Consider the following 14,840-nt stretch of genomic DNA (forward strand, 5'->3'; position numbering starts at 1 on the left):
TATCAATCAATTATTCCCAATATGTCGATTCGTCAACTGCTTTATTGAGTTAGCTTAATAAAACTGTAAAAAAGACCCTGAACCAGCGGCGTCAGGGTCTATATCAGAGCTATTCTAAATCTTAAAACCAAAACCAATTGGCCCTATACGCATATCCAGCCGTAGCCAGGAACTCGAAAACAGTAGTTCAATTCAGTCCCTATCTGGTCACCTGAGGCGGTGACTTCAGGTGCAGATATCGATAGATCGTCAGACTGAGCTTTAACAGCTGCAGGCAGAGCGATCGCCGCAGAAATTATGAGTAAACCTGTCAATGACTTAGCTATATTGAACTTCATTGGCATAATCCTAGGATTAAGGGAATTATGAATCTGGAAGACTGCCAGGGCAGTGCTTTAGACGCATCCGGATAATAATCTTAAAGTTTGGGATAAGCAAACAGTAGGAAGCATTTTCCTGCGTAAAAATTGATATAATTAAGTGTAAGTATTTACCCTTAAAAAGCTCAGCAGACCTAAGAGCCTGGGTACCTAAGAGCCTGGGTTTAGATAGCTTTGAAATTCTTTTCTTTCCATCAGCATCGGCGCGAGATTGATGCGTGCCTGAACATCAAAGCCAGTAGGGAAATCGCTGAAGCTATCTATTCTCGCGATATCTCTATGTCCCGCTGAAGCTGCCCAAGGAATAACTTAAAATAACCTGCGTAGTTATCGCGTATTTCTAAAGCGCTTTACTAAATCCTCTTTTTAACCTCGGTATCTTTTCTGTTCTTGAATAAAAAGACTTTTTATAAAATGCAAAGAGCCCCAGAGATAAGGAAGCGACTGCGGCTACATACCTGTATATAAAGATACAAAAAAGATATAAAGATACCGATATCCATCACAAATAACGATCAACGAAACGTTCTCAAGACATAACTCATGAAAAGATTTGCTTGCGCAGCTATGTTCACGGGTCTGAGCAGCTTGGCTCTCATGGTAACAGCAGTACCGGCTAGCTGGGCCTCAGCTGTAGATGTGACAATCAGCAGTAAAGATAAAGACGACAGCGACCTACAGCAAGGCGTGCCCGGACGACGGGTAGGCGGCGGTACCCGGGGCGATCAGATCTTTGCCAACGCCGATGCTACGCTGGCTGCGCTGGTGACCTCAAGCAATTTGAGTGTGACGACATCGGCCTATCCTACCCTGCTATTTTATGTACCCGAGATGATGGCAGCTAATAGCGTCGAATTTGTTTTGAGAGATAGCCGCGATGAGCTAATTTATGAAACGACTTTTCAGCTAAGCCAGGCAGGCGGTTTGGTCAGCGTTCAGACAGATGAGTCGATTATGCCACCGCTGGCTCTCAACGAAAACTATCAGTGGTACTTTTCTATTGTGCCTAACGCAGCAGACCGGGCTAACGATGTGGTGGTAGAGGGCCGTATTCGTCGAGTAGATCAGAGTGATTGGCTCGCGCAGCAGCAGGTAGCCGCTAGCCTATATGACCAGTTAGCGATCGCCCCACCGCTAACTAAGGCAAGACTGCTCTATCAGCAGGCAAACATGTGGCACGATGCTGCCCTGATTCTCGAAGAGCTGCGCCAGCGCGAGCCCAATAATCCGGCGATCGCCGCTGAATGGAATCAGCTGCTCGACTCAGTGGGCTTATCAAGCACTTTGCAAGACTATCCCTCCCCTATTCAGATTGGCTTAAACTGAAGTCTACAAAGTCTGACTACCATCTCTGTCCATCGTATCCGAGGGGTTGGTAATCTGGCTTCAGATCATCTTGTCAGCCCAAGGCTCTGGGCCAGATAACAAAGACTCCACCGCCAAGGGGGGTAGTGGTTTAGCAAAAAGATAGCCCTGTCCGTATTCGCACTGCATGCTCTGCAGTCGCCGCGCTTGTTCGGCGGTCTCAACCCCTTCAGCGACGATATCCATCTCCAGGTTGTGGCCCAAAGCAACAATGGTTTTGACCAGCTCAGCGGTGCCGCTCTGCGCAGTCATCGCTGTGATGAACGACTGATCTATTTTCAAGGTGTCAATCGGAAAGCGCTGGAGACAGCTCAGAGAAGAATAGCCAGTGCCAAAGTCATCAATCCCTAAATGCAGCTTTAGGTCCTTCAGCTGTAAGAGCACCGCAATCGACGCTTCTACGTCTTCCATCACCACACTTTCGGTTAGCTCCAGCTTTAAAAGGCTGCGCTCTAAACCAGTCTCGACCAAAACGCGATCAATTTGTCCTACGAGATCTGGTTGGGCAAACTGCCGCCCTGAAAGGTTAATGCTGATAAAGGGCGATCGCTCAGGAAATTGCTGATGCCATTTTTGCGCTTGCTCGCAGGCCGTTTCGATAACCCACTGGCCTATCGGCACAATCAATCCGGTCTCCTCAGCGACGGAGATAAATGCGTCTGGAGAGACTATCCCCCTGTCGGGATGCTGCCAGCGAATCAGCGCTTCAAAGCCAGCCAGCGTTAGCGTTTTAAGACAGATGATCGGCTGATAATACAGCAGAAATTCCTGACGCTCTAAAGCTTCACGCAGATCGGTTTCTAACCACAGCCGGTGGGAGAGCTGGACGCGCATATCAGCCACAAAAACCTCACACCGCCCCTGACCATTCGCGCTGGCCCGAGACAGCGCAGTCTGAGCATCCCGCAGCGCATCTTCGGCCCTTAAAACATGGTCAGCTGAGTGAGCGCTACTAAAGGCAATGCCGATGCTGACGGAGGGAAACAGCCGCTGACCGCTAAGGTCTATCGGCTCAGATAGCTGCTGATTGAAGACTGCAGCCAGCGCTAGAGCAGTGTCCGAACCGACGGGGCTGAGCAGTACGGCAAATTCACCGCCAGCTACGCGGGCAACGGTAGCGGTGGGCGGCACGGTTTGCTGAAGTCGCTTAGCTGTCACCTGCAGCAGGCGATCGCTTACCTGCGGGCCAAAGCTCTCATTAAACGCCCTAAACCGGTCTATGCTCAGTAAAATCACGGCTACCGAGCCGTGGGGCTGCCACTTTATTAGCTTTTGCAGTACTTGGGTCAGGCGAGCGCGGTTGGGCAGGCCAGTCGTCGCATCGTAATACGCCCTGCGAAATTCTTTATAGGCCCTTAGCCTGGCACCTGTCAGGCTAAAAGTTGCCATCGGCAGTACCCAGGGCACCCAAATAGCCTGGGTAAACAGTAACCAGGTAATTGCCCAAAGCCCGACTAATCCGCCCGTGGCAAAAATCATGACGATCCGCAGACGAGAAAGCCGACAGGCCAAGCATCCGCCTCCGAGTCCCCATAGATAGACCCAGATGAATTCTCCCCACTGAGGCCATACCCCTAATAGCGCTCGCTGATCCAGGGCGGCGCTCAGCATCTGGCGGGTCATTTGGGCATGTAGAGCTACCCCCGACATCAGCAGTTTGTCTTCAGCGACATAGCTAAAAGGCGTGTAGAACAGATCTTTTTGGCTGGGCGCGGTGGTGCCAATCAAAACGATTTTGTCTTCGATCCAGCGGGGGTCGAAGTTGCCTGAGAGCACGTCGGTAAGCGAAAGCTGTCTGGCTGTTTGGGTCGGGGCAAAGTATCGCACTAGTGTCTGGTAGCCGGTGGCGTCTATGGTTTGATAGCCGCCCGCATTGGCCTCAATGCGCTGAAATCGGGTATTGCCAACCTGAAGGGCCTCTCGTTCTGGCGTAATTGAGAGGCCCTGAGCGGCCAAAAATTTCTCTACTAGCCGCAGCGAAAATGAATAGAGCTGGCGATCGCCCACTACCGCAAACATGAAATTACGCCGTACCACCCCATCCGGGTCGATTACAAAATCGTTAAAGCCTACTCGACTATCTGGCACCTGCAGCGGCGACGGCACTTCTACTGCGCCGATCTCGTCGAGCTTAGTAATGGTCACCACATTAGATTGCTGCAGCTGCACGGCGAGGGCCTCAGTCCCCGGCTCGTGCGGCACATCCCGGTAGATATCTAACCCAATGACTCGGGGATTGTATTGCTGTAGCTGAGCGAGCACTTGAGCAAAGATCTGATCAGAGAGCGGCCACTGTTTCTGGCGCTGAATGTCTTCTTCGGTGATGGCAACGATGACGACCGGGGACGGGGCCGCATTCGCTAGTCGCTGAGAGCGCTGAGTGGTCAACCGTGTGAATAGATCGAAGGCTTCTAACTCTAGCGGTTGAAAGAGCCCAAACTGAGCTAACCCTAGCAACCCTATTGTGACGGCGCTGCTCAGGGCGATCGTCATCTGCCAACTGCACTGGCGACGGGGATTGTGCCAGTGCTTGGGTGATAAGCGCCGCTGTACAAGACCCACAGTCTCCCTAAACAGGCTTCTTAAAATTTTCAAAGCCAAGGCACCAACCAGAGTTAAATAGCAGAACTCCGATTCTAAGACGTTCATTTGACAATTGACGATGCCCAGGGCCGGATCAGTATTTGAACGAGTGCTTGTGCCTTCGTCGCTGGCGGCGAGATACCGTTTGGCCCAAGCCACTGGCTCTTACCAAAGTGGCACTTTCGACCCTCTAGGATAGGCCCATTGAGCGGGCGCGCCCGGTCGCAAATCTAGATGGACAAACCCACTGCCCACTGCCAGCCCTCCTTTGGGATGGTACTTTTTCAATCGATTAAACACATCGACTACGCCCAGCCCTTCTACCGAAAAATCGACCGCATCGCCATACATATGCCGCGAATTACGAGCGCCGCCAACCCGCCGATTGCTGATCGGGTCGCGGTAGCCAGAGGTCACCCGAATCGGGCGGCTCCCTAGAAATGTGCGAACTTCGTCCATATACTTGCACAGCTTGACAATGCGCTGAGTGACGGTGGCATTGACCGGGATGCGTGTGCCGCCTTTGGTCATTTCAGACCAGGTAAAGCTAGAGACACTCGGCTGAAAGTAGATGGGTTCATAAATGCCCACCGGGCGGCTAATTCCCGGAATGGAGATGGTCGGGCCGAAGTCTTTGACCTTGGCTGGTTTGGGCTCGGCGGGGTCGTCTTGGGGGTCGTTGTCGGGTTCGGTGCCTTCTATATGGGAGTGCAAACCATAGACAAACCAGCGAATGCCCTGATGCCCTTCTGGGGGCTGAGCTAGCTGAAAAAAAACGTGATCGTCGGCCTCAGTGTTGGGCAGTCCCTCGTAGGGAGAGTAATCGACAATTTCGAAGACTGTGCCTGCTTTGGTGAAAATGAGCTGGTCGGGGAGATCTTTTTCTTTGAGCTGAGCTGCCTGAACAGGCAAAGCTTTGAGGAAGGTATCGGCAGTAATAGCGAGCTTCATGATGCTTAAAATTCCTTACTTAGGTGAAATTAACCCATGAGCTCACCACGCTATCATGCCTGCTAGGGGCGATCGCTGCTACGACGTATCGCGCATCAAAAAACAAAAAATCTTAAATGTCGGTGAGGGTTCACTCATAAAGCAGCGGGCAAATTAACTAAAGCTAAAGTGATCAACGCTATGGACGCCTGTTCACCAGGGCAGCACCTGGCCGTTTGAATGCCAAAACGTCCCTGTGGTTTCTAGCGTCAGCTGATCAATTCTGGCGAGCAGTCCTTCGACCGATTCTGTCGGGGAGATGCCGCTGTCTGTAAAGTTAGTCATGCCCGTACTGACTAGCCCCGGGTGCAAAATCGCCACGGCAATCCCTTTTGGCTTCAGATCGTGCGAGAGCGACTTACCCGTCATCGACACCGCCACTTTGGACATGCGATAGCCATAGCTGCCGCCCGAGGTATTGTCTTCAATAGAGCCCATGCGGCTAGTCATAATGGCAACTTTGCCACCCGATGCCAAATTCGGCAGTAGCGCCTGGGTGAACCGAAGGGGCGCGATCGCATTCACCTCAAACTGTTCTCGAATGCCGTCTACATTTAAATTTTCCCAGCTGGACTGACGGTAAATGCCTGCATTGTTGATGAGTACATCTATCGGCTGGCCCTCTAGCGCTTTGAGCAGGGTGGCGATCGCCTGCTCGTCACTAATATTAACGCCCGCTTCTATCCGTACGCCCAGGTCAGCCAGATGATCAAGCTCTGCCGAACTGTGGCGGCAGACGGCGATCGCGCGATCGCCTCTAGCCTGAAGCTGTCTGCAATACTCGTAGCCAATGCCGCGATTAGCCCCTGTCACCAAATAAGTCGCCATGTTTTCCGTCTCCTGTCTCCTGTTTTCTGTCTCCTCTCTCCCACCCAATCACCCTCAGCCTAATCTGCTATTCTCCCCAACCTCAAAGAATCGCCACCAGCTCTAGCTCAAAGGTCAAATCCTGCCCTGCCAGTGGATGATTGCCATCGAGGGTGACCTGATCCCCCTGCATATCGGTGATCGTCACCGCCATTGACTCGCCGTCAGGCACCTGCATTTGCAGCCGCTGGCCAACGGCTAGCTCAAAGTCAGCCGGAATATTCTGCCGCTCAATGTCAGCTACCATTTCCCTGCGATAGGGGCCATAGGCTTCATCTGCCGGAATCGTCGCTGTTACTGACTCACCCGGACTTAGCCCCGTCACTGCCTGGTCAAAGCCTGGGATCACCATGCCCGATCCCAAGGTAAACTCCAAAGGCTCACGGCTTTTAGAAGAGTCAAACACCCGACCGCTGTTGAGAGTGCCCGTGTAGTGAACTTTGACGGTATCGCCTGCTTTTGCCTGAGCCATAGTGATTGCATGTACCTGTGATTGCATAAACCAGAACGCTTTAGAGTTTAAACGGTTTATGTCGCCAGGATCGAGTTTGCAGGCCTCCGAGTAGTTGCGCTCAATGGCTCCGTTCGCCCGCTACAGGGCCGTATGGCGACCCAAATGGCCGCAACAGTGCTATGTTTATAAAGTGTATTAAATACTACACCTGGTAAGCAGTTCATAGGCAGCGCCTTTGAACCCCGCCATAATAAGACTGTGTAAGCGGGCAAAATAACGCTAATTTTATTTCTCTGAAATTTTTCCGTCTGGCGTATTTTCGGTTGCCCTGTCGTTTTGAGTGCTGTTTTCCTTCAGCGCTAGCGGCTCGCAATTCAAACGGTCTTTACCCAATTGTTTGCTAAGGCAGCGCCTTGAGTGGACATTTGAACAATTGCTTGCAATGTCTACAGCTCCGGCTTAGTCAAGGTTTGGCTGGCTAAAAGTGGCCAAAAAATTTTGGTTTTTTATTTTCTTTTAGAAAATCAAATTCTTATCTCAAAGTGTCTGGAACGCTCTCTTGATTAGAGTGACAGATACTCGTTTTTCTTTCTTCCCAATTCCAGTGTCTTATCGTCATCCCAAAAACCCCTCCGAAAACCTTTCTAAAAAACTATGGATTCGGTCAGCCTGTATCGTGACGCTGCTAGTTGCTGCGCATGGGCTTCAGCGCTTGGCTGAGGAAAACCCGCTCAGCGGCCTAAGCGCCCAGCAGATTAGTTTTTCACAGGCTATGAGTAAAAGCGACTTACGCCAGGCCGACCCACGCTTAGTAGAGGGAGGCATACCCTTTGGCGATGGGAACATCTGGCTGACTGAGGTGGCCGAGCGGGTTACCTCTAATGCCATACTACCGGCTGAAGATGCTAGCTGCGAAAAGGCAAAGGGCGATCGCCATAGCTGCTAAACCCTACGCTGATCAAGCAGATCCCCTCAATCACAGCTTTGATTTGACTATCGATAGCTAGGGGTACCGCTCCGAGCTAATCCGGCAAAGTGGCCAACGCTACATTTAGACACAAGCTGTATAGCGCCGCTTCACAGCTTGTGTCATTTCCCTCGTAAAGTCAGAGCAGAAAATCTGAATTCCTTATTTTTCAGGCAAATCTTTAAGCGGCAATCCTTAAAAATGAATATCAGATGAAGCTAGCGACTATTTTGACCGTTATTATCCTGATTTCGCCATGATATATTGAATTAAGTTAATAGACTGAGTTGTTTGGTGTAAATCTTACGGTGAGATATCAACGCATGTCAGGCAGAGTGCATCGGCTGGCCACTCAGGTTTATTGCTGCTGTGAGCGCAGTTATTTAAAGAACATACATATCCCCACTTTTTACCATGACTGTATCGCCGTCTGATGCTTACTTGTCTGGTGATCCACCTGTAGCTGACTGCTCTTGTATGAGCTTTTCGGTGGCGGTCTGCACTTACAACGGTGCAGAGCGAGTGGGTAAGGTTTTAGAATATCTTTATGTTCAGACGGGTACTGAGAAATTTGGCTGGGAGGTTATTGTTGTCGATAACAACAGTTCCGACCAAACTCAAGAAACCATACAGCATTACCAGTCAGTGTGGCAGGGCAGCGTTCCGCTCAGATACTGTTTTGAACCCAAGCAAGGGCTTGCTTTTGCTAGACAGCGTGCTGTAGAAGAAGCTCGTGGCAAGCTGATTGGGTTCTTGGATGATGACAATTTGCCCGGGACGGACTGGGTTGCTAAGGCATTTGCTTTTGCCCAAAGCCACCCTAAGGCAGGGGCTTATGGCAGCTACATTGTAGGCGAGTTTGAGACTAAGCCACCCAAAAACTTTGAGCGCATTGCATCGCTTTTAGCGCTGACGAACCGGGGCGATAAAGCACTCTTCTACTACCCGAGTAAGAAAGTGCTGCCGCCGGGAGCGGGGTTAGTCGTCAAAAAACGGGCGTGGTTAGAGAATGTGCCGAAGTCATGTTTTTTGCAAGGGCGAGTCGCCGGTCATCAGTTGCCTGGAGAAGACTTAGAGGCTTTGCTGTACATTCAACGGGCAGGCTGGGGAATTTGGTATAACCCTGAGATGACGCTGCTGCACTGCATTCCCAGCTGGCGACTAACCCCCGAGTATTTGCTTAAGCTCTGTCAGACGATTGGGCTCAGTCGCTTTTATACAAGGATGCTCAGTGTTCAAAAATGGCAGCGCCCGGTGGCAACGCTGGCGTATATGGGCAGAGATTTGTTTAGAGTGTCTCGTCATCTGCTCCGGCATAGAAACAATTTAGATAGCGATCTGATTGCTCTGTGCGAATTCAAGCTCTACTTGAGTAGCTTGGTCAGTCCTTTTTATCTGCTGAGAAAGCAGATTGGCCTGTGAGTGGCCGTAACTCTTGTAGAGTGGGCGCATAGGACTAGAAAAAGGGTTTTATGGCAAGTCATTTTTTGCACCAAGTTGGAAGGCTGAAAAAAGATTGGGCGTTTTGGCTTCCTAACTTGCTGGCAGTCGCTTCGTTTGGTATCTTGGGCATTTTTGGCATTATTTATCGAGGGGTGGGTGGCAGAGTCATTATCACTCTGTTCGAAGAAAGCTTTGCGCAAAAGCGCCCCTATCAGGGCGTTTTGACCGAGGCCTCTGAGATCCTCTGGAGCTTAGCGGCGGGCATTTTATGGTTCACTTTCAGCTATTTGAAAGCAAAACATCCGTCAGCGGCTCAGTCAGCGACTCAGTATGTTCAAAAGAGCATGCTCTTTTTGTGTTTGTTGGTCACGATGTTTTTGCTGGACGACAACTTTCGCATGACTTTGATGCTGAGTTTTTACTTCAAAATTCCTAAAGTCCTGATATACGGCGTTTACTCTATTTGCTTAACTGCCTACGTTCTATCGTTCAAAAAGTTTATTCTCAAAACACCCTATCTGCTGTTAGTCATCTCGATTTGCCTACTGTCAATATCTTCTCTAACAGATGTTATTCATCCGCAGGGCCAAGGTTTACCCGTGATGTTAGAAGACGGCACTAAGTTTATCGGTCTTTTGAACTTTTTGATCTACTGTTGGAAAGTGAGTCTTTTGTTGATTCGCGATCGCCAGTCTGCCCTTTTAGAAATGGCGAGCGATCGCCGGGTTCAGACCAGGCCATAAGACGGGTAAATAGTTCTCTACAGCCGCCTTTAGGGTAAATTGCCGGAGCCAGTCAGCCCCTACCGATCTCACATTGCCGTCTAGTACCTTCTCTATCGCGATCGCCATTGCCTGACTATCGCCAATCTCAACTAGCTCGCCGTATTTACCCTTTGCCAGAATCTCGGCGGCCCCGCTCGGGCAATTAGTTGAGACAACAGGCGTCCCTACTGCCATCGCCTCGATTAAGACATTGGGTAAGCCTTCCCACTTAGAAGAGAGTACAAAAACATCAGATTGTTTCATGTAGGCGTGCGGGTTGTTGACAAATCCGAGGAAGTCCACATCGGCCTTAACGCCTAAGCTAGCAGCTAATCCCGACAGCGCTTGACGCTCTGGCCCCACCCCCAAAATTAGTAAATGGGCGGCTCTATGCTGGCGAACCTGAGCAAAAGCTTTGATCAGCGTCGAAAAATCTTTTTGTTCAGATAATCGGCCCACTCCAAGCACGACGGGAGTCGCTTGGTTCTGGTTCGCTTGGTTAACTAGCCAGGGATGATCGAGATCGGCTTTTGAATTTTCTATGAGAGAGGGCGTGATGACGGGGTTGTAAACCACTTTGATGCGGTCAGCTGGCATACCCGTTACTTGCAAGAGATCGTCAGCAACGCCATGAGAGACGGCGATGACTTCATCGGCCCAGGGATAAAACCATCTGGCCAATCGGCCTGACCATTGGTCGGTCTTGCAATATTTTGACTGGCTAGAGAGCGTATTGGCTTCCCGCACAGATAGCCGAGTATTCACACCGGCCAGACGCTTCGCCCAAATCGCAATTTCGATGTTGTAATGCAGCGTAGTTAGCATGGCAGCCGGTCTTTCCCGCCTCAGGTACCCAGCTAGTTTGGGCAGCCCCTGAAGCATTCGAGGTGCGTGCAAGTCGATGATCCTTACCTGGGGGGGCACCAGATTCAGGTACGGGCCATCTGCTTTATTGAGCACCAAATCTACTGATAGCCCTTGATCGACAAATCCCTGCATGAGATTAACCATCATCCGTTCAGCCCCGCCACCGGATAAAAGCCGCAGGTAAATTGCGATCTGAGAAGATGAGTTACTCATGGTTTTTCAGCGGTTGGGCCGACAGCCCGGGCGTTACGAAAGATGTCTAGCATCGGAATGCCGGTTATCAATAGGGCCAGCAGCCCGACACCAACTAAAGAGACATAGGCCAGATGCAGCTTGGGACTGAGATAAGACCCTTCGTGAATTTTGAGAAAAACCTTGACGTATTTATCTTCTAGGCCCAGCCAGGCTTTGCCTACCCGATAAGTGATGCCGGTTAGAGCGCTGATCAAGAGGGGTAAAAACAATATGGGCGACAGCAATTTGTGAACTGCGCGGAAGCTCATTCTCAGCGGACTTGCTGCCGACTGAGGTCGCCGCCTGCGCCGAATAAATAGACTGATACCAGTCACTAGCAGCGTGATCAATCCGATGCCCATGAGCAGCACGTATAGGGGCGCTAGGCGATCGCTCAGCACCCTGCCATCGTGCAGCCGCAGCATCCAGTTGCCAGCGTCATCTGAAAGGCCAAATCTGTTTTTGCCAATTCGGTAGATTAACCCGGTCACACTGGCAACAAGCAGCGGTAAGCACAAAATCGGCGCGGCTCTGCGGTGTAGCCTGCTGGCGTTAATTTTTATAGTCATGTTTAAAGCGGTTGACCTAGCACAGTAAAGTATTCATCCCAATCATCCCTCTACCCGTAACAATTCCAATCCGTTTTACAGCTCAGGCCATCTTAAAAGCTGCCAATAAGTGCTGCCTGAAATATCGGTCGTAGGCGACCTGCAAACCGTATGAAAGGGCCATGATCAGCGGCAAACCACCGACAATTAACGCGGCTAGTATAAAGTATGGACTGTCTATTGAGAACTGATTGACCAACAGCTCACGCATCACGTACCAGACGGGTCGATGAAATAGGTACATGCAGTAGGAGATATAGGCTATAAATTTCATTCCGGGTTGAAATCTTAACCGCTGTGCCAACCAGTAGCAAACGTTATAGGCACTGATCACAAACGAAAGCATAAAAATGTTGAGCAGCAAATATTTCAGAATAAACGTACTGTCTGAACCAATTAACGGCCCAAAATCGACATCAATGCCGACAAATACCGCTACAAATAAAGCAGCGGACACCTGCGATAAGGGCCTCCAGATCTTAAGTCGCGGCAGATGTTTTTCAGAACAGAGAACACCAAACCAGAAGATGGCCCAGTACAAAGATATTCTATAGTCTGTCAGATCAAAATATCCATTGAGAAACAAAGGGATAGCCCACGAAAGTACTAAAATATAAATCCTGAACCCTCTATCAAGGTTGCTGCTTTTGACGACCGCAAAGATAAAGTAGTAGACCGTAATTAGCCCTACAAACCAAAGCGTACGAATAGGAATTGAATGGGTTTGAGTTGTGAAAATCAGCTGAAGACCCAGCGCATGAATTAAGAGCTTGATCGGATTGCGAACATCCTCTGTAAAAGAGAAGATAACTAAGGCCAGGTAGTACAGTGGGAGAATTCTGATTAGCTTGTGCTTAGCGAAAGACAGGACTTCTCCCCAGGTAGAAAAGTATACTTTTTTGGCGTTAAGTAAGTAGCCTGACGTAAAGATAAACAGCGACAGCCCAAGGTATCGGCTAAGTTCGTTTACGATTGTGAAATCTAACGGAATACCGAAGTTTCTCAAATCGTAGAAGTTGAACGTGTAATTTGGCAGATGGTGAAAAATGATTGTAATGATGGCTACAGCTCGAATCCAATCAAAGACCGGTAATCGCTTACTCCTAGACATCTAGATACCTCCTAAATCCTGACTCGCATTATTTTGCGATGACTTGCTTTTGCGCGGGTGTGTTCCCCTGTACTTCATTGATCTTCAAAGCATAGTTGCCAACGACACTACCGAAATTTTTATCTAACGGATTGGCCTTGAAGTCCCACTTCTTGCGCTGTACGTCAATCTCTTGGATTTTATTATTGCTGTGGCCTGGCTGGCTGTTGTAAGCAGAGGCTAAGGCTCCTAAGTATTCGTCACAGACATAGAGCTTTTCAGTCTCTTCTGAAAAGCACTGCTGGGTCACCTGCTTATAAGAGGCAATACCTTGTGCCGGAATGATGTCTTCGGGATAGATGCGGGCGGTTTCTCCGGAGGCATATTGCGCGTAGACTTGTTCGTATGTCACTACGCCTGAAACGTCTTTATACGCAAACAGATGAAGACCCGTGAGAGGATAAAAGTAAATTTTATAAAACCAGCACACTGCGAAAACAGTAGATAAGACAGAAATTAACAGAGGGTAGCGAAAGGCATTTAAAGGACGAACCAGCGTATTTTCTGCTACGGGCCGATCAGCACTTGAGAACAAACCCCAGCGAGATAAAAGCTGCTGAGCCCAGTTCAGGTCTAGAAAAACAAGCTGCAAAATGATGAAATCGATAAATAAAATGTTTTGAAAAGTCCAAATTCCTAAATGCAAGCTCACCATAAAGAGCGGCATAATCCGTCGGGCTAGCGAGGAAAACAGTACCAGCACAAAAGCTAGCTCTGCAAAAGTGCCAGCCATACCGAATAGAGAAAAGACAAAGTCAGGTAGGTGAGGGCCAACCTGCAAAGCAACGTCCCAGTCGTAGTTGTTGCACCGCTGTAGCGTGCAGGAATACATCATGCCCCGCAGGTTAGTCGGGTCGAGCCATGAGGGCCCTACTACTGCGAGCTTACTCCCGCCAGAGGCCAAATACGCTAAGACTAAGACGACCCAGCAGGTATAGCGCGACCAGCCATACACAGGCGTCGGGCGTTGAGTATCGACAACGGGCTTGCCTCGCCGCTTGGCCAACCACCAATCAGCCGATAGCCCATCTCCGCAGGGCATGAATGATAAAGCGACCAGCATGTATACAACAATCAGTCCCTGATGGTACAGATAGAAGTACTGGCGGGTGAGCCCGCCCAGTAGGCAATAGGTGAGCGCGCCCAGCGGAATGGTGAAGCGAGTCCACAGGCCAACCATGCCTAAGCACAGGCATAGAACTGTCAAAAGTTCGAATCCTTGTAGCCATCCCTGACTTCTTGAAAAAGCCTCAAACCCAGGAATAGCGTAGAGAAACTGGATGGTTCCCATCGGTTGCCGAATAGCTTCTGGCAGCAAAGGGGATGTCGGCAAATCTTCTAGCCACAGCGCTGTTACGATCAAGTTTATACAGGCAATAATTCTGATAAACCCGAGTTCGTTGGCGGTTGCTTCACCGACAAAGCGTTTGGCAAAGCCGGGATCAGTGGCTATCCAAAGCAGTAGCCCCAGACCCAGGCAAAAGACTATGCCCAGATCTATGAAGCGATAGCCCGCAAAAGGCTGTCGCAGCCCCAACCATATAGCTACCGATAGCAGTATTGAGATTAGACAGAGCCAAAAACGTGTTTGACGCATACTAAAAATGTTCCTGGACTACAAAAGGCAGGTTTCTCGAAAAGATCGCGCTTTCGCTACTACAAAATCCGAATCTTTCTGGATCGATGCTTTGACATTTCAGCACTGCTGTAAGTACGGATTTCATACAACAGATCTTTGCTCAATCATAAACTAGCTCACAGGACAAACGGATACTCCTCCACGAAGGAGTCCGAATAGACGGCCTTTTCCTAGAGTTATAGCCCTGCAACCTGGCTAATATGTAACTTTAGAGACCATTTTTGATAGATCTTTTACGGATTTTGGGAGAGAAGAAATTAGTAGCGTCAGCGGTGACTCATCTGCTAAAAGCGCCTATCTTTAAGGGAAAAAGTGAATGATGGAGGTATGAAAAAAGCGGGAAGTCTTCGAGCAGTCTCCGCGAGAACTGGGATCGTAAAGAGAGGATTAAGCAAACTAATTTTCTTGATGAAGCGGTGAAGGGCGGTGTTGCGATCGCAATTTTCCCAACCCAAATTTAGCGCCATTTAGCGACAGTTCCTAAAAAAGGATCTTGTAGAACTGTTAAGAAGACACTGAATTGAATTAA

The 14,840-nt window shown here is 49.6% G+C and carries 12 protein-coding genes; 4 read left to right on the plus strand and 8 right to left on the minus strand.

All coding sequences use genetic code 11. The features are described from left to right. Window positions 1–977: 977 nt before the first annotated feature. Window positions 978–1,706, plus strand: a complete 729-nt coding sequence (locus tag CKL79_RS03505) for a DUF928 domain-containing protein (protein ID WP_170943959.1) — start codon at window positions 978–980, stop codon at window positions 1,704–1,706. A 60-nt stretch (window positions 1,707–1,766) separates the two neighbouring features. Here the strand turns inward: CKL79_RS03505 and CKL79_RS03510 are convergent, their stop codons facing one another. The 4 genes from CKL79_RS03510 to CKL79_RS03525 all read right to left on the minus strand — a co-directional run bounded on the left by CKL79_RS03510 (window position 1,767) and on the right by CKL79_RS03525 (window position 6,657). Then, window positions 1,767–4,307: an EAL domain-containing protein gene (locus CKL79_RS03510; protein ID WP_205878983.1), complete on the minus strand. Its 2,541-nt coding sequence runs from the start codon at window positions 4,305–4,307 to the stop codon at window positions 1,767–1,769. 186 nt (window positions 4,308–4,493) lie between these two features. Then, entirely contained in the window at window positions 4,494–5,279 is a 786-nt protein-coding gene (locus CKL79_RS03515) for a D-Ala-D-Ala carboxypeptidase family metallohydrolase (RefSeq protein WP_121968211.1), read from the minus strand. A 192-nt stretch (window positions 5,280–5,471) separates the two neighbouring features. Then, a complete protein-coding gene (locus CKL79_RS03520) occupies window positions 5,472–6,146 on the minus strand; it encodes an SDR family oxidoreductase (protein WP_121968212.1) in 675 nt (224 codons plus the stop codon). Between the two features lie 82 nt (window positions 6,147–6,228). Continuing rightward, complete coding sequence (locus CKL79_RS03525) at window positions 6,229–6,657, minus strand: peptidylprolyl isomerase (RefSeq protein WP_121968213.1); 429 nt, start codon at window positions 6,655–6,657, stop codon at window positions 6,229–6,231. Between the two features lie 550 nt (window positions 6,658–7,207). On the opposite strand from CKL79_RS03525, the gene CKL79_RS03530 reads away from it, so the two are divergent. From CKL79_RS03530 to CKL79_RS03540, 3 genes are all read left to right on the plus strand, one after another. Then, window positions 7,208–7,585, plus strand: a complete 378-nt coding sequence (locus CKL79_RS03530; protein ID WP_141242141.1) for a hypothetical protein — start codon at window positions 7,208–7,210, stop codon at window positions 7,583–7,585. A 435-nt stretch (window positions 7,586–8,020) separates the two neighbouring features. After that, the gene (gene hpsE, locus CKL79_RS03535; protein ID WP_240518635.1) at window positions 8,021–9,028 is read left to right on the plus strand and encodes a hormogonium polysaccharide biosynthesis glycosyltransferase HpsE; all 1,008 of its coding nucleotides are present in this window, start codon (window positions 8,021–8,023) and stop codon (window positions 9,026–9,028) included. Window positions 9,029–9,078: 50 nt separating this feature from the next. Then, window positions 9,079–9,792, plus strand: a complete 714-nt coding sequence (locus CKL79_RS03540; RefSeq protein ID WP_121968216.1) for a hypothetical protein — start codon at window positions 9,079–9,081, stop codon at window positions 9,790–9,792. Here CKL79_RS03540 and CKL79_RS03545 read toward each other — a convergent pair. The 4 genes from CKL79_RS03545 to CKL79_RS03560 form a co-directional block, all read right to left on the minus strand. Next, window positions 9,751–10,893 (minus strand): glycosyltransferase, encoded by a 1,143-nt coding sequence (locus CKL79_RS03545; protein WP_121968217.1) that lies wholly within the window; start codon window positions 10,891–10,893, stop codon window positions 9,751–9,753. The genes CKL79_RS03540 and CKL79_RS03545 overlap by 42 nt on opposite strands. Further along, window positions 10,890–11,483 carry a PepSY domain-containing protein gene (locus tag CKL79_RS03550; RefSeq protein WP_121968218.1) on the minus strand — a complete coding sequence of 198 codons (594 nt, stop codon included), beginning with the start codon at window positions 11,481–11,483 and terminating at the stop codon, window positions 10,890–10,892. Before CKL79_RS03550 ends, CKL79_RS03545 begins: the two co-directional genes overlap by 4 nt. 82 nt (window positions 11,484–11,565) lie before the next feature. Beyond that, window positions 11,566–12,633 carry an acyltransferase gene (locus CKL79_RS03555; RefSeq protein ID WP_121968219.1) on the minus strand — a complete coding sequence of 356 codons (1,068 nt, stop codon included), beginning with the start codon at window positions 12,631–12,633 and terminating at the stop codon, window positions 11,566–11,568. A gap of 28 nt (window positions 12,634–12,661) precedes the next feature. Continuing rightward, window positions 12,662–14,269, minus strand: coding sequence for a hypothetical protein (locus CKL79_RS03560; protein ID WP_141242142.1), 1,608 nt, complete (start codon window positions 14,267–14,269; stop codon window positions 12,662–12,664). Between the last annotated feature and the right edge of the window lie 571 nt (window positions 14,270–14,840).

Origin of the sequence: Leptolyngbya sp. BC1307 (genome assembly GCF_002286735.1) — a bacterium.
GTDB lineage: Bacteria > Cyanobacteriota > Cyanobacteriia > Phormidesmidales > Phormidesmidaceae > Phormidesmis.